Origin of the sequence: Sneathiella sp. HT1-7 (assembly GCF_020731145.1) — a bacterium.
GTDB lineage: Bacteria > Pseudomonadota > Alphaproteobacteria > Sneathiellales > Sneathiellaceae > Sneathiella.
On sequence record NZ_JAJFZN010000002.1, the window covers coordinates 73,088 to 91,152 of the forward strand.

17 protein-coding genes are annotated in these 18,065 nt (G+C 50.7%); 9 read left to right on the top strand and 8 right to left on the bottom strand.

The window, feature by feature from the left end; genetic code table 11:
* Window positions 1-53: 53 nt before the first annotated feature.
* The 3 genes from LKE13_RS05550 to LKE13_RS05560 all read left to right on the top strand — a co-directional run bounded on the left by LKE13_RS05550 (window position 54) and on the right by LKE13_RS05560 (window position 2,854).
* Window positions 54-557: a TRAP transporter small permease gene (locus LKE13_RS05550; protein ID WP_227949010.1), complete on the top strand. Its 504-nt coding sequence runs from the start codon at window positions 54-56 to the stop codon at window positions 555-557.
* Window positions 554-1,846, top strand: coding sequence for a TRAP transporter large permease (locus tag LKE13_RS05555; protein WP_227949012.1), 1,293 nt, complete (start codon window positions 554-556; stop codon window positions 1,844-1,846). The genes LKE13_RS05550 and LKE13_RS05555 overlap by 4 nt, the downstream gene beginning before the upstream one ends.
* A gap of 102 nt (window positions 1,847-1,948) precedes the next feature.
* Window positions 1,949-2,854 (top strand): neutral zinc metallopeptidase, encoded by a 906-nt coding sequence (locus LKE13_RS05560; RefSeq protein ID WP_227949015.1) that lies wholly within the window; start codon window positions 1,949-1,951, stop codon window positions 2,852-2,854.
* Window positions 2,855-2,961: 107 nt separating this feature from the next.
* Here the strand turns inward: LKE13_RS05560 and LKE13_RS05565 are convergent, their stop codons facing one another.
* From LKE13_RS05565 to LKE13_RS18615, 5 genes are all read right to left on the bottom strand, one after another.
* On the bottom strand, window positions 2,962-4,287 hold the full coding sequence (locus LKE13_RS05565; protein WP_227949017.1) for a TRAP transporter large permease: 1,326 nt from the start codon (window positions 4,285-4,287) through the stop codon (window positions 2,962-2,964).
* A complete protein-coding gene (locus LKE13_RS05570; RefSeq protein WP_227949019.1) occupies window positions 4,287-4,853 on the bottom strand; it encodes a TRAP transporter small permease subunit in 567 nt (188 codons plus the stop codon). Before LKE13_RS05570 ends, LKE13_RS05565 begins: the two co-directional genes overlap by 1 nt.
* Window positions 4,854-5,030: 177 nt before the next feature.
* Window positions 5,031-6,071 (bottom strand): TRAP transporter substrate-binding protein DctP, encoded by a 1,041-nt coding sequence (gene dctP / locus LKE13_RS05575; protein ID WP_227949022.1) that lies wholly within the window; start codon window positions 6,069-6,071, stop codon window positions 5,031-5,033.
* Between the two features lie 275 nt (window positions 6,072-6,346).
* Entirely contained in the window at window positions 6,347-6,709 is a 363-nt protein-coding gene (locus LKE13_RS18610; protein ID WP_265334807.1) for a 3-keto-5-aminohexanoate cleavage protein, read from the bottom strand.
* Window positions 6,672-7,175 carry a 3-keto-5-aminohexanoate cleavage protein gene (locus LKE13_RS18615; protein WP_265334808.1) on the bottom strand — a complete coding sequence of 168 codons (504 nt, stop codon included), beginning with the start codon at window positions 7,173-7,175 and terminating at the stop codon, window positions 6,672-6,674. The genes LKE13_RS18610 and LKE13_RS18615 overlap by 38 nt, the downstream gene beginning before the upstream one ends.
* Window positions 7,176-7,457: 282 nt before the next feature.
* Here LKE13_RS18615 and LKE13_RS05585 point away from each other — a divergent pair, with 282 nt between their 5' ends.
* The 3 genes from LKE13_RS05585 (at window position 7,458) to LKE13_RS05595 (ending at window position 13,360) form a co-directional block, all read left to right on the top strand.
* On the top strand, window positions 7,458-8,669 hold the full coding sequence (locus LKE13_RS05585) for an acetyl-CoA C-acetyltransferase (RefSeq protein ID WP_227949024.1): 1,212 nt from the start codon (window positions 7,458-7,460) through the stop codon (window positions 8,667-8,669).
* 417 nt (window positions 8,670-9,086) lie between these two features.
* The gene (locus LKE13_RS05590) at window positions 9,087-10,202 is read left to right on the top strand and encodes an efflux RND transporter periplasmic adaptor subunit (protein WP_227949026.1); all 1,116 of its coding nucleotides are present in this window, start codon (window positions 9,087-9,089) and stop codon (window positions 10,200-10,202) included.
* 5 nt (window positions 10,203-10,207) lie between these two features.
* The gene (locus tag LKE13_RS05595) at window positions 10,208-13,360 is read left to right on the top strand and encodes an efflux RND transporter permease subunit (protein ID WP_227949028.1); all 3,153 of its coding nucleotides are present in this window, start codon (window positions 10,208-10,210) and stop codon (window positions 13,358-13,360) included.
* A 60-nt stretch (window positions 13,361-13,420) separates the two neighbouring features.
* Here LKE13_RS05595 and LKE13_RS05600 read toward each other — a convergent pair whose 3' ends face one another.
* The 3 genes from LKE13_RS05600 to LKE13_RS05610 all read right to left on the bottom strand — a co-directional run bounded on the left by LKE13_RS05600 (window position 13,421) and on the right by LKE13_RS05610 (window position 16,200).
* On the bottom strand, window positions 13,421-14,335 hold the full coding sequence (locus tag LKE13_RS05600) for a nickel/cobalt transporter (protein ID WP_227949031.1): 915 nt from the start codon (window positions 14,333-14,335) through the stop codon (window positions 13,421-13,423).
* A 44-nt stretch (window positions 14,336-14,379) separates the two neighbouring features.
* Window positions 14,380-15,024: a DUF1007 family protein gene (locus LKE13_RS05605; protein ID WP_227949033.1), complete on the bottom strand. Its 645-nt coding sequence runs from the start codon at window positions 15,022-15,024 to the stop codon at window positions 14,380-14,382.
* 282 nt (window positions 15,025-15,306) lie between these two features.
* Window positions 15,307-16,200, bottom strand: coding sequence for a LysR family transcriptional regulator (locus LKE13_RS05610; RefSeq protein WP_227949035.1), 894 nt, complete (start codon window positions 16,198-16,200; stop codon window positions 15,307-15,309).
* A gap of 136 nt (window positions 16,201-16,336) precedes the next feature.
* Here LKE13_RS05610 and LKE13_RS05615 point away from each other — a divergent pair, with 136 nt between their 5' ends.
* The 3 genes from LKE13_RS05615 (at window position 16,337) to LKE13_RS05625 (ending at window position 18,035) form a co-directional block, all read left to right on the top strand.
* Window positions 16,337-16,885: a carboxymuconolactone decarboxylase family protein gene (locus LKE13_RS05615; RefSeq protein ID WP_227949037.1), complete on the top strand. Its 549-nt coding sequence runs from the start codon at window positions 16,337-16,339 to the stop codon at window positions 16,883-16,885.
* A 64-nt stretch (window positions 16,886-16,949) separates the two neighbouring features.
* Window positions 16,950-17,411, top strand: coding sequence for a DUF1348 family protein (locus LKE13_RS05620; RefSeq protein ID WP_227949039.1), 462 nt, complete (start codon window positions 16,950-16,952; stop codon window positions 17,409-17,411).
* Between the two features lie 12 nt (window positions 17,412-17,423).
* Window positions 17,424-18,035 (top strand): pyridoxamine 5'-phosphate oxidase family protein, encoded by a 612-nt coding sequence (locus LKE13_RS05625; RefSeq protein ID WP_227949042.1) that lies wholly within the window; start codon window positions 17,424-17,426, stop codon window positions 18,033-18,035.
* The last annotated feature ends 30 nt before the right edge of the window (window positions 18,036-18,065 follow it).

The window sequence follows — 18,065 nt, forward strand, 5'->3', positions numbered from 1 at the left end:
CACCGCAGTTGCGGAAAGTGGCCCTCCGGCTTCTATAAGGTAAGTATGAGTTCATGGAACAAGAAAACGCCGAAGAAACAGACGACAATCTGCAAGAAAAACATCCGTTTCGAATAGAGGAGGCGGTTGGTGCCCTTGCGATGGGATTGATTTGTCTCATCAGTATCCTGAATGTTGTTGTTCGATATGCAACGAATGTCTCTTTTGCTTTCACGGAGGAATATTCGGTTTTCCTTCTGGTGATTGTTACCTTCGTAGGAGCGGGGTTGGCCTATACCAATAAGGGCCATATCTGTATCAGCATTCTTGTGAACCGGGCAGGCCCCGGCGGTAAATTCTTGCTCAATTCTGTTGCCTTCATCTCATCCGCAGGCATGTTCGCTCTGCTCGCCTATTACGGTTCGGATCTGGCTATTGATGAGTATCTATTTGAAGAAACATCCCCGGCGCTTGGTTATCCCACATGGATTTATACCATGTGGCTCCCATTGCTTTCGATTGCGGTTCTTTTCCGCATTTTTCAGGTGCAATGGAATGAACTAAGGAATAAGACATGAGCGCACATGTCATTCTCCTCGGATCATTTTTCCTCATTCTAATATCCGGGGCACCGATTTCAGTAGCGCTTGGACTGTCCGGTGTCATTGCCATATTCTTTGGCCTCGATATGGATGCCGTCGCGAATATGAGCACCATTACCTACGCCAGTATCGCCAAATACCCCTTGATCGCCATCCCGCTGTTTATTCTGACGGGCATGATTTTCGAGAGATCGGGTGTAGCGGAGAGACTGGTCGAATTATCACGGGCGATTGTCGGGCCAAGGCGCGGCGGCCTCGCGCTAGTTGCTATTCTGGTTTGTCTTATTATGGGCGGTATGTCCGGATCAGGGCCCGCGGATGCAGCCGCGGTCGCAACCGTCATGATCCCTAGCATGTTGAAGGAAGGATACCCACGCGCGTTTTCTGCAAGCATCATTGCCGCGTCTGCCTCCACTGCTATCCTGATTCCGCCGTCCATCGCACTGATCGTTTACTCGATCATGGTGCCGGGTGTCGATTTGCGGGCCTTATTCGCCGCCGGACTGTTTCCGGGGCTACTCGCAGGATTGGCCGTTGCGATACCGGCACTTATCATTAGTCGCCGAAAAGGGTTTGGCGCTATCGATTCTGGACGTCCACCGCTTGGAAAGAGCTTCGTTCGGGCATTGCCGGGTCTATTTGCGCCAGTCATTATCCTGGGGGGGCTGAGGAGCGGATTATTTACCCCGACGGAGGCCGCTGCAGTCGCAGTCTTTTACGGTTTGATCGTCGGTCTATTCCTGCACCGTTCCATGAATATGCGGGACATTTACAATGTCCTTGCCGAAGCCGCACAGATTTCTGCGGTTGTGATGATCATTATTTCGCTCGCCGGAATATTTGCTTTTGCCGGGTCTATCCTTGGTACCTTCGACGCGGCGGCGAGCCATATACTGTCAATCTCGGATTCACCGATGGTTGTTCTCATCTTGGTGATGGCAATTATCTTGCTTGCCGGAATGGTTCTCGATGGGGTGTCGATCTATTTGATCGCCCTGCCATTGCTTATGCCGATTATGGCGACACTCGGGTGGAACCAGGTATGGTTTGGCGTTTTGATGGCCATGAACGTTGCGATTGGCCAATTTACACCACCGGTTGCCGTTAATTTGATGGTAACGGCGAAGATCGCCAACGTACCGATTGAGGCGACGATGCGGTGGGTATTTTGGCCTATTGTCGCGATGATCGGTTCCGTCGGGTTGGTTATCGCTTTTCCATCGATCGCGCTATGGCTGCCAACCGTGCTCGGATATAAAGTGTGATTTTCTTCGCGCCGGCGAGAACCTTCTATCGATCCAGATGACAATTCCGCCCGTCCATGACATGATTATGGACGGTGTATGTGAATAACGAAGGGTGATGTCATGCGGTGGCGGGGCAGACGGCGTAGCGACAATATCGAAGATAGGCGTGGACAGACAAGTACTGGAGGCCTCGGTCGGGGCCGGGGAATGCCAATACGGCTACCAAGAGGTCGTGGCGGCAAACTCGGCATTGTCGGTATTCTTGTCGTCGTTGGCATCTCACTCTTTCTTGGTATCGATCCAACGGCCCTGCTGCAGGGGGGCATACAATCTGGCGGAATGCAGTCGCAGCCTCAACCGAAAATAAGCCGTTCCGGGGCTGATGATGAACTCAGCAAGTTTGTCTCTGTCGTATTGGCAGATACGGAAGATACCTGGCACGCATTATTCGAAAGCGCAGATCGGCGCTATCAGGAGCCGGCGCTGGTCCTCTTTTCCGATGCCGTGCAGTCCGCGTGCGGTTTCGCACAATCTGCTATGGGCCCGTTTTATTGCCCAGGAGACCAGAAAGTTTACCTCGATCTGGCTTTTTTTCAGGAATTGCATGATCGGTTTGGCGCTCCGGGTGACTTTGCGCAAGCCTATGTGATTGCGCATGAAGTAGGACATCATGTTCAGACATTGCTCGGCATCTCCCAGAAAGTTCACGAGCAAAGAGGCCAAGTAGGTAAGGTTGAAGGCAATAAACTATCAGTTCGCCTTGAGTTGCAGGCCGACTGCTTTGCCGGAATTTGGGCATATAATGCTGATCGTTCACGTAATCTTCTGGAGGCAGGAGATATAGAGGAAGCCCTTAATGCGGCCACGGCGATCGGTGATGATCGGCTGCAGAAGCAGTCCAGCGGCCGGGTCGTGCCGGATTCCTTTACGCACGGGTCGTCAAAGCAGCGTGTGAAGTGGTTTATGACCGGGTTTGAAAATGGCGACGTCCGTAAATGTGACACCTTCAGCACGAACAATTTATAGATAATCATCTATTACAGTTCCATACATGAGCCAAAGAAAAACCCCGCTGCGCGGAATAACGTTTGCGCAACGGGGTGTTTTTCAACCTTTAGAGTCAGATCCAGGTCTTACTGGAACAGGTAGTTCGGTAGCCACAACGCAATTGCCGGGAATAGGACAATCAAGAACAGTCCGGTCAATTCGACAAGAGTATAGGGGCCAACCGACCAGTAGATATCCTTCATTGTTACATCTGGAGGGGCAACGGATCTTAAGTAGAACAAGTTGAACCCGAACGGTGGCGTCATATAGCTGATTTCCATCATCACTACGAACAGGATGCCAAACCAAACCGGATCAAACCCGTGGCTTGCGACCAGTGGCAGGAAGACGGGCAGGGTAATCAGCATAATACCGACAGGATCCAGCACCATTCCGAGTAGGAACAGAACAAACATCATGAAGGCGAGAGCACCCCATTTCCCACCGGGAATTTGTTGAGTCATATGGGTAATGAATTCTTCGGCACCCATTGCGGTATAGGCCATGGAATAGGCATGTGCCGCAAACACGATCCAGGTAATGATTGTCGTGAGACGGAAAGTCCGAAGCGAGGATTCCGAAATTACCTTCCATGTCAGTTTACGGTTTATCGCGCTGGCAACCAATGCACCAAAGACCCCAACTGCGGCGGCCTCCGTCACGGTAGCATAGCCACCAAATATTGCGCCAAGAACGATGAAGATGATGAAAATCGGCAGGAAAACCGAACGCAACGCGCGCAGCTTTTCTCCCCAATCTGCTCGTTCTTCTTTTGGTAGAGATGGCCCTAAATGAGGCTGGAACCAGCATCTGACCCCGATATAGATGGATACCAGAGCAAAAAGAAGCAAGCCCGGGAACACACCGGCAGCGAACAATTTGCCAACCGAGACTTCGGTAATAAGCGCATAAAGAACCATAAGGATCGACGGCGGGATCAATATGCCCCAACCGCCACCGGCGTTGATGGCGCCAAGGGCAAGACGTTTATCGTAGCCTCTGTCGAGCATTTGCGGCAGGGCGATCGTCCCCATTGTCACAACAGCCGCGCCGGATATTCCCGACATGGCCGCGAAGATTGTACAAATACCGACAGTACCGATGGCGAGGCCGCCTTTCACCCCCCCCCACCATAAATGCATCATTCGGTAAAGGTCATGCGCGACACCGCTTCGTTCCAGCAGCATGGCCATGAAAACATAGAGCGGTATCGCAATGAGTGAGGATGTCTCCATCAAATCCCACATTTTCGAAGCGATCAGATAAAAGGCAATCGGGCCCTGTTCGAAATAAAGAAAGATAATCGACAGCCCACCAAGGACGAAAGCGAGCGGCACTCCGAGCATGATAAACAGGAACAAGAGGCCGAAAAAGAGGAGGGTAAGAACCTCAATACTTAGGAGATCATACATTAAACAGTTTCCTTTTCGTCATGCTCATCATCCTGTATCGGACCAAAGGCGGTTTCATCAACTTCGATGCCGCAAAGGATCATGATGTCAGCTATCAGCTTTACAATTCCTTGTAACAGCAGCAGGAATGCAGCGACGAAAATCATCGATTTCGATGGCCATATAGCCGGTCGCCAAGTGGTTTCATAACTGACTTCAAGGCGGGCGATGCTATCAGATGCCATCGAATAGGCCTCAGTAAGCAGGACGCCGAGGAAAAGGAAAAACAGGAAGGACGTTGCGATGTCAGTCAGCGCTTTCTGCTTTTTTGTGAAGTTGCCATAGAAAAGGTCGACATTGACGTGATCGCGCCTGGCGAGCAGATAACCGCCGCCGATAATTGCGTATATACCGAACACAATTTTTGATGCTAACGCGGACCAAGATATTGGACTTTGCGTTATATAACGCATAATTACGTCGCTGAGCAGCAATACAAACAAAATGAGAACGGCATAACTTGCGAGCCGACCGATCTTGGCGTTTGTATTCGTTACTGCGCGAGCAAAAGCTGTTAAGGCAGCCATGATATTCTCCCGTAAAAATTGACTAAAGCGACTTGCTAGTGTTCACTAACAAGCCCAATCAATCCCAAAAAAGGTCAAGTTTACCGTCGTCTCACCGCAACCCGCTGCTGCATTTGCAACGAATTGCGGATGAGATTAAGTTAGCTTGTGCCAAATTTTTGACAGATAAAATGGGCCTTATACGTAGCCCATGCCCTTGAGGAAACTGGTAAGCATTTCGCTTGCTTTTGTCGCGTTTCCGCCCTTGGCACCTTCTTCAGCCAGAATTGCCGCTGATGCCTCAGCGAATTTCTTCTGAACATCAGCCGGGAACTGAGCAACTGTTATATTCTGCTCTGCGAAGCCTTTTGACAGGGCAAGCTTCTCTTTATACTGATACTCGGTTGTGCGTTTCCAGAAACGCATGTCGAGAAGTGTGAAGAACTCTTTGCGGAGTTCCGGTGACAGGTTATCAATTGCCTGTTGATTCATGATCAAGGTGTCAACCGCTAGACCTAGAGTTGGCTTCATATGGAATTTGGCAACTTCCCAGAGGCTCATGGACATAGCGCCCTGTGCAGCGCCCCAATGTGCGCCGTCAACAACCCCGCTGGCCAGGCTCGAATACAGTTCAGGGCCGGCAACATATTGCGTTGACGCACCCGCGGCTTCCAGGAATTTCTGGTAGCTACCGGAAGAACGCAGTTTCAGTGTTGAGAAGTCATCAATGGAATTGATCTCTTTTGAAACAACCAGCTCCGTCGGATAGACTTTTTCGGCGCGGCTTACGACGCCATGAACCGCGAGGTCTTCGTTGAACAGATCCTCGAAACCCATGTTCTTGAGGAAATGAGCAAACTCCCATGGCTCACGGAAAGTGCCCGGAACACCAAGAGCAATACCTGCTGTCGGGGCTTCACCCAGGATATAGCCGGGAGAGATTGTGCCCATTTCAACCACTCCTTTACGGACGATGTTGAAGATTTCACCGCCTTTTGCAAATTCACCTGCACCAAAGAGCTGCAGTTCAAACTGCCCATCGGTGTTTTCTTTAAGTTCTTTTGCGATTAAGGCGAGGCTGTCGCCATAGGAAGAGGATGCCTTTGGCCAATGCGACTGCACCTTCCATGTGACCTTCTCGGCTGCTGCTGCTTTGCCGATGAAGGCTGGAGCAGCGAGTGCAGCTGCACCGCCTGCCAATGCGCCGCGCCGACTGATTACATTCGTTTCTTTTGTCATGATATTTCTCCCGTTGTGCGTTTGTACTGCCCTGTTAAAACAGTCAAATTATTGTTATCTTGCCGCAACTATCTTTTATCGGGAATAAGCATTATCGCATCGACCTGTTCACTGAAATTAGCATCAGTTTGTTTTTTAATAGGCCTGCAACAATACATTCCAATTTTATGGTATAATAAAGAATTCTGATTTACAAGCCGTTGCGTAACCTCATCGCTAATACTCGAAGGTGCCAGAAAGGGTGTTGGCCATTAAGGGTTGAATTTGAGCTCGATCTATTCAGCAAATAATTTTCTTACATCTTCTGCTGTTGCTACCGGGCGGCCTATTGCTTCGGCCACTTCGCAGACCTGTCGGATAAGATCTGCATTCCGACCTGCGCGCTCACCGGTTTTTAAAAACATATTGTTTTCAAATCCGACCCTAACATGCCCGCCCATCGCAAGTGCGGCGCTTGCTGCCGCATGTTCCAGCGGTCCGAACGCGCAAGTAGCCCAAGTTCTGTCAGGCTTCAGGTGGTTCAGGAAGGGGATCAGGTCATGCGGATGAGACGTCTGGTTTGAGGTGTATCGACCGAGCACCAGAATCAGAAAGGGGTTTTCAAATGAAATGATACCCCTCAGACTCCAATGCCTCAAACCTTTGAATATCCTCCGGGGAGTATGGGATGAATTGCGGCATGATTTTAAGCGTGCGCATTTCATTAAAGAATTCCTTCGCTTGCTGTTCTTGCCCATCGGGGACCAATTCCTTGATCGCGAGAGAGGCAGCATCGGGCTTCAACTCAATTACCATATCCATCTGCTGTTGCGGCGCATCTATCCCGACCGCTTCTGTTGTCGCTTGGATCACAAGGGCATCTCCGATCTTGTCTCGAATGGCGGCGATGGCCTCCCGATACTTTGTGACATCCAAAGTGTGCCCTTGTTGATCATCGCGTACATGAAGATGTATCATCGCGGCGCCTTCATTGAGGCAGGCCTCGGCCTCATCCGCCAATTCCGGTGGGGAAATTGGCAGCATCGGGTGGTCCTGCTGCGTTTTTCTCGCACCATTCGGTGCGACCGTCATAATAACCGGGGAAAGGGAGGATTGCGCATCCATGTAAGATTTTTCCTGAACTCGAAGTAATAACGTCCTGTTTGTACTTTACGCTATATATGATCCCAATGTTTTCGTTAACTGAGAAACAGGCATCCAATTTGCACATTGGATTGATGCAGTTTGAAATGTTCACGCCTCGGCACTTGCCGATAGTGTCAGATATGGGTATTGACTACGCACAAGTTTTTTAATCGGGTTAAATATTTGGATATGCGAGTAGGCTTGGATGCTTAATTCCTGCCTCCGCATAAAATCGCCCCCTCAGTGAAAAGGACAAGAATAATGCTGAAAGACGTTGTAATTTGTGAACCAGTAAGGACACCTGTGGGCCGCTTTGGTGGCCAGTTCAAGGACCTCCATGCTCATGAATTGGGTCGGACTGTAATCGAGGGATTATTAGCCCGCTGCGATGGTCTTAAGGATCGCGTCGAAGACGTAATCTTCGCTCAATGTTATCCTTCGATGGATGCTCCGGCGCTTGGCCGTGTTGTTGGGCTGGATGCCGGCCTTCCGATAACCATAGGCGGTTATCAGCTAGACCGCCGATGCGGATCCGGTCTTCAGGCGATCGTTAATGCGGTTATGCAGGTGGCGACAGGTGGTTCATCCGTCGTGATCGCGGGCGGGGCGGAATCCATGTCAAATGCGCCTTTTTACTCCACAGCGGGTCGCTGGGGAATTAAGGGAACATCTCTTGAATTCCACGATGCACTTGCCCGCGGCCGCGTGACCGCCGGTGGCATTAATTTCCCTGTTCCCGGCGGTATGCTGGAAACGGCTGAAAACCTCCGCAAGAGCCATTCCGTTCCGCGTGATGAGCAGGATAGCTTCTCGGTGGAATCCCATCGTCGAGCGGTGGCTGCGCAAGAAGCGGGACGCTTCGATGAGGAAATCATTCCGGTGACCGTAAAGGGCCGGAAAGGGGATACGGTCTATGACAAAGATGAGCATCCGCGACCGGAAGCGACAGAGGAAAGTCTTGGCAAACTGCGCCCCATTCGTCTCAAACAGGACCCGGATTCGACCGTCACCGCCGGTAATGCGAGTGGACAGAATGATGGCGCTTCGGCCTGTGTCGTCACGACGCGAGCGATATCAGAAGAGCTTGGCCTCAAACCCTACGGTAGTTTGGTAAGCTGGGCGGTTGCAGGCGTAGGACCGGAAATCATGGGTATCGGGCCTGTTCCGGCAACAGCGAAAGCACTGGATCGTGCGGAACTTGGCCTGAAAGATCTGGACCTGATCGAGTTGAATGAGGCATTTGCCGCACAGGTTCTTGCTTGCACTCGCGACTGGAAGTTTGAAAAATCCGACTTTGAGCGGATGAATGTAAACGGCTCCGGTATCTCTCTAGGGCATCCGGTTGGCGCAACAGGCGGTCGTATTTTAGCGACATTACTTCGGGAGATGGAGCGACGGGATGCTCGCTATGGCCTTGAGACCATGTGCATTGGTGGCGGTCAGGGATTGGCGGCGATTTTCGAACGCGCGTAAAATCAACCATATTACATTTTCGGAAGGCGCAGCCCATGGCTGCGCCTTTCTTCGTTCTCACCTAATTATTTATCTGGTATTATCTCTCCAAATCCTCGTGACCTGCATCACATATATGCAATAACTGAAAATTATAGTTGAATGAACGTTCAATAATAAATATTTCGGACGCATTCATTCATCGGAAGCTTTCAATTTTTATCAGGATTTATGGATGACTAGAATTTCCAGGCATGTTGAAGAAACTGTACTCCCGATAACCAAAGACTTCCTCACTACGCTTCAAATGGTCACCTACCCAACGCATCAAGCGGTACTGACAAAAGGATCGGTAAATTGAAAATGTTAAATATAGCGAGCAAATCTGGGCAATTTGCCGGCCGTAAGGCGGCGAGCTTTTTTATCATCGGAATAGCTATGCTGATTCTGTCGGTCTTCTCAAACGTTGCAATCGCTCAGTCTGGACCTCCAGCGGTTACCGTTGCCAATCCTTTGCAACGTGAAATCGTCGAGTATACGGAATTCACGGGACAATTTGCGCCGGTCGAATATGTCGAACTCAGATCGCGTGTTAGCGGATATTTGCAGGAGATTAAATTTACAGATGGCCAGATCGTCAATAAGGGCGACCTGCTGTTCTTGATTGATCCACGTTCGTTTGAAGCTTCTCTTACCTCTATGCGGGCGCAACTGGCACAGTCGCTTGCGCGTGTCGATTTGGCAGACAAGCAGCTTGAACGTGCGTCCAAATTGCGGGAAAAAGACTTTGTCGCATCCAGCACCTATGACGAAAGAGTGCAGGAAAAGCGGGTAGCCGCAGCCGCCGCCGAGATTGCACGCGCAGATATCGCAACAGCTGAACTGGATCTAGAATTTACTAAGATACTCGCGCCGATAACCGGTCGGATCAGTCGGCATGAAGTCAGTGTCGGCAATCTTGTAAGTGGTGGCGATGGCAGTGGAAATACACTCCTCACCACGATTGTGTCGATCGATCCAATATATTTTGACTTTGATATGAGTGAATCTGCTTTTCTAGGGTATCAGCGCGCTGTTCAGTCAGGGACGCTTCAGTCCACGCGAGAAGCTATTCCGGTTTTTGCGCGGCTGACAGATGAGCCAGATTGGCCACGGGAAGGGACGCTTGATTTTGTAGATAACCAAGTTGACAGAACATCCGGAACGATCCGCATGCGTGCCGTTTTTCCCAATAAGGACGGATTCTTGACGCCGGGGCAGTTTGGTCGAATCCGGGTTCCGGGTTCAGACAAGTACACTGCCTTGTTGATACCAAAGGAAGCTATCGTATCTGATCAGTCTAACAAGATAGTTATGACTGTCACCGAAGATGGAACTGTTGTTCCTAAAGTTATTCGTCCGGGACCGACATATGACGGTTTGCGGATCATTCGAACCGGGCTTGAGCCAGGCGATCGGATTATTATTGATGGCCTAATGCGCGCTCGTCCTGGAGCCAAAGTCACTCCGCAGGATGGTGAAATCAAAGGTGCCGGCGAACGGCGTCCAGGGTAACAATTATGAAATTTTCCCATTTTTGCATAGACCGCCCGATTTTTGCCGCTGTTCTTTCTATCCTTGTCACAATCATCGGGCTCGTTGCATATGTGACGTTGCCTGTGGCGCAATATCCGGAGATCGCGCCGCCAACTATCGAAGTTCGCGCAACTTATCCCGGCGCGTCTGCGGATGTCGTCAGTGATACAGTTGCCACTTTGCTTGAGCAGGAAATTAATGGCGTTGAAAACATGCTCTACATGTCGAGCCAGGCCACCGGCGATGGCCAACTCTCGTTGCAGATAACCTTTGAACTGGGAACAGACCTGGATACGGCGCAAGTCCTTGTCCAGAACCGGGTGGCGATTGCTGAGTCAAGATTGCCGGAGGAAGTACAGAGAACCGGCGTGACGGTGCGTAAAAACTCTCCCGATTTAATGATGGTTATCCATCTCAGCTCTCCCGACGCCAGCCGTGATCTCCTCTATATTTCGAATTATGCGACATTGCAGATCAAAGATGTGCTTGCGCGTCTTGACGGCGTTGGCGATGTACGCGTCTTCAGCGCACGGGATTACGCCATGCGCATCTGGCTGGACCCCGATCGCATCGCGGCACGAGGCCTGACTGCAGGTGATGTCGTGGCGGCTCTTCGGGCGCAAAATGTGCAGGTTGCATCGGGTGTTCTTAACCAGCCCCCTGTTCCAACCTCGGCAGCCTTCCAGATTAATGTGGAAACGTTAGGCCGGTTGGAGACTGTTCGGCAATTTCGCAATATTGTCGTTCGTGCCGATGCCGACGGACGCGTTACCCGGCTTGAAGATGTCGGGCGAGTGGAACTCGGCGCTCAGGATTATACAACGAACGGCTATCTTGATACGCGGGAGGCCTTGCCGCTTCTGATTTTTCAGCGGCCGGGTTCCAATGCCTTGGAGACTTCAGATCGTTTGATCGCGACCATGGAAGAACTTTCGAAATCTTTTCCGGAAGGATTGCAATATGACATCATCTACAATCCGACTGAATTTATTCAGCAGTCCGTGGACGCGGTGGTCGATACAATATTTGAAGCCGCGGTTCTGGTTGTTCTGGTCATCCTCCTCTTTTTGCAGTCCTGGCGTGCATCGGTTATCCCGATTATTGCCATTCCGATATCACTGATTGGGACTTTCAGTGTTTTGGCCGCATTTGGATATTCGCTGAATAATCTGTCATTGTTTGGGCTTGTCCTTGCGATTGGTATTGTTGTTGATGATGCAATCGTCGTTGTGGAAAATGTTGAACGAAATTTACGTCTTGGCATGTCGCCGCGAGATGCAGCGCATGAGACAATGGACGAAGTTGGACCGGCGCTGATTGCCATTGCTCTGGTCTTGTCGGCAGTTTTTGTGCCGGCGGCATTGATTCCAGGCATATCCGGCCAGTTTTTTCGCCAGTTCGCAATTACTATTGCAGCGGCGACCCTCATTTCCGGATTTGTCTCACTCACTCTCAGCCCGGCACTTTGTGCAATCCTATTCAAAGCGCAACGCGATGAGAAACCGGCTGGCCAGCTTGCACGGCCTTTTTTCGCGTTCTTTAATGCCTTCAATTCTGGATTTGACAAGTTATCGAACGGTTATGGTGGATTGACCCGCCGGCTTGCCCGAATGGTTGTTGTTGTGTTTATAGTTTACGGCGGACTTATTGCCCTTACAGTCTGGCAGTTTGACCGCGCGCCTACCGGGTTTATCCCACAGCAGGATCAGGGCTATCTCATTACAGTTGTGCAGCTCCCTCCGGGCGCATCACTGGAGCGGACAGACGCTGTAATGCGTAAAGCGGCGACAACTCTTCTCGATATCCCGGGTGTGGCTCATGTGATCCCGTTCGCGGGACTCGATGCGGCGACATTCACAAATGCATCGAATGCGGGCGCGATCTTTTCTTCGCTTGACGCCTTCGGCGTAAGAGAGCGAGACGGGATTACGCTTCAGCAAATAATTGGTGAACATTTCAAGCGGCTTGGCGGAATTCAGGAAGCGTTCTTCATTACGATTGCGCCGCCACCAGTGCGTGGAATCGGTAATGCAGGCGGCTTCAAGATGATTGTGCAGGATCAGCGCGGTCGTGGTCCCCAAGCGCTTGAAACTGCGGTACAGGAGCTTCTCGTGGCGGCGAACCAATCGCCTGAAGTGCGGAATGTGTTTACACTTTACAATACGAAAACTCCCAAGCTTTATGCCGATATTGACCGGGTAAAAGCGGAAATGCTGAGTGTATCGACAGGTGATATTTTCGAGACGCTAGAAGTATATCTTGGGTCTTCCTTCGTCAATGAATTCAATTATCTTGGTCGAACCTACCGCGTTACGGCACAGGCAGACGGTAATTTCCGTCAGGATATTGAGACTATTGCCAATATGAAGACCCGAAATGCACAAGGCGAGATGGTCCCAATCGGCTCTGTTGCGACTTTTGAGGATCGTACCGGCGCTTACCGGGTGCCGCGTTATAACCTTTATCGCTCTGCTGAGGTGCAGGGAAATGTTGCTCCCGGATTTTCGACCGGGGAGGGGCTGGCGGCTATGGAAACATTGGCGCAGGACATTCTGCCCGATGGCTTTGGCTTCGAATGGACGGAACTGGCATTGCAGGAGAAGCTTGCCGGAAACAACGGCCTTCTTGCATTCGTTGCGGCTGCGGTGTTCGTTTTCCTGTTGCTTGCCGCTCAATATGAAAGCTGGACCCTGCCGCTTGCTGTCATATTGATTGTCCCAATGTGTTTGCTCGCGGCGGTCAGCGGGCTTCAATTTAGGGGGATAGATGTAAATATCTTGGCCCAGGTGGGATTTGTTGTGCTTGTCGGTCTTGCGTCGAAAAATGCAATTCTTATTGTTGAATTTGCCCGGCAGGCAGAAGCGCAAGGCAAGAGTCGTGTAGAGGCGGCTGCGGAAGCGGCCAGAACGCGGTTGCGGCCGATCTTGATGACTTCTTTTGCCTTTATCTTTGGTATGGTTCCGTTAGTAATCGCAACAGGTGCCGGTGCCGAGATGAGACAGGCCCTTGGAACATCCGTGTTCTTTGGGATGCTGGGCGTGACACTGTTCGGTCTTATCTTTACGCCGGTCTTCTATGTTGGCGTCCGTTGGCTTAGTGACTTGCGCCGCCGCCAACAGTCAGTGAAAGCCGAATAGAAAGAGCCGTAAAAAGTCTATCACTATCAAGGCCGCGCTATTTATATTGCGCGGCCTTTTTTAAAGCCCAAGTGGGTGGCGGCTATAAAATGAGGCGCTGAGGAGAGATATTCCGACGGCGAGCAGAAGGCCACCTCCGGCCAGTGCCGCGCTATTTGTAAGGATCTGCCAAAGAGGATTATTAGCGTTTGTCGCTTTTGCCGCTTTTTGCCGGGCGGCAATCGCTAGAAAAGCGAGCAGGGCAACAGCCATCCCGGTTCCGAAAGACATTGCGATTACCGCACCGATACCCGCAAGCGGTAAACCCATAGCCTTTGCCAATACTAAAACAAGGACGGCGCCAGTACAGGGGCGAAGCCCGATGGCCAGAATAACGCCGATTGCAGATCGAACACTGTTGATTTGCTCTATCTGCTCTCCGCTTGGCATGTGGGCATGGCCACAGCAGTCATCATGAAGATGATCATGGGCAGAGTGATCGCCAGTATGTTTTTGCGTCATGTATCGGCTAAAAAGTTGGCGGGCCGTCCGCAATATCAGCAGCGCACCTATGCCCGCAACCAGCAGATAACTAAGCCGCTCACTCCATGCTACAGCAGAACTGGTCTCTCTGGGGATCCATCCGGCGATGTAAATCAGTCCGTAGACAAGAAGTATTGCAACTATTCCCTGACATAGGGCAGCCGCAGCAGCAATACCTACACCGCGCCCTACCCTATGTGGGTGTGTGAGCAGATAGGTTGTCAGGACAATTTTGCCATGTCCGGGTCCAGCCGCATGAAATATTCCGTAGAGAAAACTTCCCAATACCAGACTCCAGGCAGCGTTCATTCCGCCAGAGGCAGACAGCGCTTTCAAGGCGATTAGCAATTCTTCATGAAAGGCGCGTTGCTGTATCATGATCCAGCTTACCAGACGTGACCATGCTGATGGTTCAAGCGTGCCAGCTGCTGCAAGTGCTGAAGGAACGATCAAATGGGATAAGGTCGCTACGCAAAGGAAGAGACAGATGCTAGCAACTATTCCTCGGGACATGTGAGACTGACGCGTTCTGCAAAAAAGGATCCCAAGCCTGTCTCCCCGCGTTGCGATGAATCAAGCATCGCAGCTTGCGCTACCGCACTTGGGTTCGGGTTGGGCGGTGTCAATTTATACTCACATCCGTCAGGTGCACCAGAGATGATGACCGGCATGTCGATTTCCGCATGCAGCATATCCACATAGTAAGTGGGATCAAAAATGGCATAGGAGAAGTTTTTCCCGGCGACGGAAACAGGCTCTTCAAAGGGGGTAACAAAAGACATTTCCAGACGCTTATCGACCATTCTTGTCGACATATCGGTTACGGGCTTAAGTTTGAGGGGTTTCTCCTTGATCATTGCTTCGGTGAAATATCCATACTCTTTCAGATGCTCCATATTCACCTTCAGGATTTCATCGAGCTCTTCCTGGTTTGGCGTGCCATCGCCGTTACGGTCCGTTCCTTCCACAGCGTAGGCCGTGTAATAGTCGTCGAATAGCCATGTCTGATGCAGGCCATAGGCTCGTCCGGTGTCATCAAACAGGATTTTGATCGTCATGTCGGTCCAAACATGAGGGTGCGCAAAGACGAGCTGCGTCGGTGTCAAAAGAAAGAGACCGAATATAATGATCAACAAACGCATACAAAATTCCCGATATGAACGCAACTGAACTGGATATAGTGTATCTATTCCCGATTAGAACCGCCAACTACTTTCTATGGTAGCAATCACAGGGAACCCTATACCTATACATTCTGGCCGTTTAAAGGCGTAGATGTTAATGCGCGGCGGTGGGCGGTATATATTGACGGTGAACGGGCCAATTGCCGTCCGTAGGCCCAGCATTGCCGCTGTCCAAACCACCGCGAAATGAAAAGCGACAAATTCATGATATTGCAGTGATTTGAGAAGGGACGTTTGAGCTTACGAGTTCAGATATGGATTGGCACGAATCCGTTCACGGGCGAGGTTGACAAAGGCCCGGACTTTAGCTGAAACAGAGCGGCCTTCGGGATGGACAATGTGAATGGGCAGGGGGTCTGGCTCATACTCACTCAAAACCGTCTGTAATCCTCCCGATCCCAATTCCGGTCCGATTTGATATGAGAGTACTCGGGTGAGGCCCCATCCGGACTTGGCAGCGGCAATCGCCGCCGGCACAGAATTTACCTGAAATCTCGGCTGGACCTTTACCGTAATGTTATTTTTAAAGCGCCAATCGTTCAAAGGAGAGACGGCATGAGCCGAAACAATCTGATGACGGGAAAGATCAGAGGGACTTTGCGGTAGCCCATGTTTTTCGAAGTAGGATGGACAGGCACAGATTACGCGGCGTACTGATCCGACACGAACTGCAATCTGACTTGAGTCAGAGAGGTGGCCTATGCGTATCGCAATATCGAACCCTTCTTCGACAATATTTGCAACCCGATCAAGGAACGTGGCCTCTATGCTTGCTTTGGGATACTGATCTAGAAATTCCGTCAGCAAGGGTAAAATATAGTGCTGCCCGAACAGGATTGGTGCGGTAATGCGTAAGCGTCCTTTCGGTTCGCGATGCGTGCCTCGGACGGAATCCTTCGCATCCTGAAAGTCGTGGAGAATGCGCTGAGCGTCTTCAAGAAAGGAACGGCCTGGATCGGTCAGTGATACAGCCCGCGTTGTGCGATGAAACAAAAGGACGCCGAGTTCATCTTCAAGCTCTCCGAGTATGCGCGTGACTGAAGGGGCGCTAATACCCAGATTGCGGGCGGCGCTGGAAAAGCCCCCGGCCTCCGCGATTGCGATGAAGATTTCCATGGCGCGTACTTGGTCCAACAGGGTCCTCCAATTATTTCATTTTACGAAATAAATATTTTTATTTTTGCATAATTGTTTTGGAAATATCAGTCAACCATATTCCAGAACACACAAGGACCGTTATTCACAAAATGCTTAAGGAAAGGAAAGTAAAATGTCTAATATACCAACTCCCGCAACGATCGAAGATGCACCGCAGGGTTCACAAGAACTGCTGAAAGCAGTCAAAAAGCAGCTGGGAAGTGTTCCGAACCTGTTCCGTATTGTTTCAAACAGTCCGGCAGCGCTCGGTGGGTATCTTGGTCTCAATGGTGCCCTTGCGCAAGGTAAGCTCAACCCCGCAACACGCGAGCGGATTGCTCTTGCGGTAGCTGAATTCAATGGGTGTGACTATTGCCTTGCCGCTCATAGTTATCTTGGTGAAAAAGTTGCAAAACTCAGTGCTGCTGAAATTCTTGCGAACCGAAAGGGAAGTTCAACAGATGCCAAAGCAGACGCGGCAGTCCGTTTTGCGTTAGAGACTGTCCGTACACGCGGTCAGGTGAATGCAGCGGCAATCGCCAAGGTTAAGGCCGCCGGCTACAGTGATGCGGAAATCGTGGAAATTATCGCGCATGTTGCCCTTAACACCCTGACTAATTATATGAATTCCGTTCTTGGGACAGAGGTTGATTTCCCAGTAGCGGAAAGTCTCGCAGCCTGACAATCGAACCAAGAGGCTCAGGATATAAGCTTGGGCCTCTTTTCATCCCCTAAGGAGAATTGACATGCGCCCCCCGGTTCCCCCTTTTAACCGTGAAACTGCTTTGGAAAAAGTCCGGATGGCAGAAAATAGCTGGAACAGCCGTAACCCTGAGAAAGTGTCTTTAGCCTATACAGAAGACAGTGAATGGCGCAATCGTGATATGTTTGTTACCGGTCGTGCGGAAATCGTTGAATTTCTTACGCAGAAATGGAGGATGGAAAAAGAGTACCGCCTTATCAAGCAACTATTTGCTTTTCACGAAAACAGGATTGCCGTTCGATATGCCTATGAGTTTTGTAATGAAACAGGTCAGTGGTTTCGGGCCTATGGCAACGAGAATTGGGAGTTTGATGATAACGGGTTAATGTCCCGCCGTTACGCGAGCATCAATGATTTGAAAATTTCGGAAAAGGATCGATTGTTTCATTGGCCGCAAGGCACGCGCCTTGCTGACCATCCGGCGCTTGGCGATTTGAATTTATAAGGGAGATGTCCGATGTCCAACTTTGTTTCTGATATTGCCTTCACGCCAGCGGTTAAGATGGTTCAGGCTCGCAAGGGATCCCGGGACACCTATGCGCGCGCAGAAATGAAGGGAATGATGAAGCGCGAAATCACCGATGATCTGGCTGATTTCATCGCCCGTCAGAGAAGTGGATTTCTGGCCAGTGTTTCAAGCGAGGGCGCGCCCTATATTCAGCATCGGGGAGGACCTCCTGGCTTTATAAAGATACTTGGCCCAACGACACTTGGTTTTGTGGATTTCAAGGGAAACAGGCAGTATATTTCGCAGGGTAACTACAGTGAAAATCCGAAAGCTCACCTGTTTCTGATTGATTATATGTATCGGCGGCGGGCCAAGTTCTGGGGTGAAGTCACGGTTATTGAAGGCGACCTGGAACTGCAGAGAAAACTAATGCCGACTAACTATAACGGCCACCCTGAGCAAGTCATACAGTTCGAGATTTCCGCATGGGACCTTAATTGTCCACAGCATATTCCGCAACGGTTTGAAGCGGAAGATGTTGAACGGGCGCTGGGCGAACGAGACAGTCACATCGCCAAGCTGGAGGCTGAAATCGCGGCGTTACGTGGGACGGCTGATTAAATCCGGGTTACATTGAGTTGGGTTGTCCCG

What these genes read in the sequence shown, in the direction of transcription:
- LKE13_RS05550 (WP_227949010.1), top strand. Translation starts at nt 54, where the DNA reads ATGGAACAAGAAAACGCCGAAGAAACAGACGACAATCTGCAAGAAAAA.
- LKE13_RS05555 (WP_227949012.1), top strand. Translation starts at nt 554, where the DNA reads ATGAGCGCACATGTCATTCTCCTCGGATCATTTTTCCTCATTCTAATA.
- LKE13_RS05560 (WP_227949015.1), top strand. Translation starts at nt 1,949, where the DNA reads ATGCGGTGGCGGGGCAGACGGCGTAGCGACAATATCGAAGATAGGCGT.
- LKE13_RS05565 (WP_227949017.1), bottom strand. Translation starts at nt 4,287, where the DNA reads ATGTATGATCTCCTAAGTATTGAGGTTCTTACCCTCCTCTTTTTCGGC.
- LKE13_RS05570 (WP_227949019.1), bottom strand. Translation starts at nt 4,853, where the DNA reads ATGGCTGCCTTAACAGCTTTTGCTCGCGCAGTAACGAATACAAACGCC.
- dctP (WP_227949022.1), bottom strand. Translation starts at nt 6,071, where the DNA reads ATGACAAAAGAAACGAATGTAATCAGTCGGCGCGGCGCATTGGCAGGC.
- LKE13_RS18615 (WP_265334808.1), bottom strand. Translation starts at nt 7,175, where the DNA reads ATGGATGCGCAATCCTCCCTTTCCCCGGTTATTATGACGGTCGCACCG.
- LKE13_RS05585 (WP_227949024.1), top strand. Translation starts at nt 7,458, where the DNA reads ATGCTGAAAGACGTTGTAATTTGTGAACCAGTAAGGACACCTGTGGGC.
- LKE13_RS05590 (WP_227949026.1), top strand. Translation starts at nt 9,087, where the DNA reads ATGCTGATTCTGTCGGTCTTCTCAAACGTTGCAATCGCTCAGTCTGGA.
- LKE13_RS05595 (WP_227949028.1), top strand. Translation starts at nt 10,208, where the DNA reads ATGAAATTTTCCCATTTTTGCATAGACCGCCCGATTTTTGCCGCTGTT.
- LKE13_RS05605 (WP_227949033.1), bottom strand. Translation starts at nt 15,024, where the DNA reads ATGCGTTTGTTGATCATTATATTCGGTCTCTTTCTTTTGACACCGACG.
- LKE13_RS05615 (WP_227949037.1), top strand. Translation starts at nt 16,337, where the DNA reads ATGTCTAATATACCAACTCCCGCAACGATCGAAGATGCACCGCAGGGT.
- LKE13_RS05620 (WP_227949039.1), top strand. Translation starts at nt 16,950, where the DNA reads ATGCGCCCCCCGGTTCCCCCTTTTAACCGTGAAACTGCTTTGGAAAAA.
- LKE13_RS05625 (WP_227949042.1), top strand. Translation starts at nt 17,424, where the DNA reads ATGTCCAACTTTGTTTCTGATATTGCCTTCACGCCAGCGGTTAAGATG.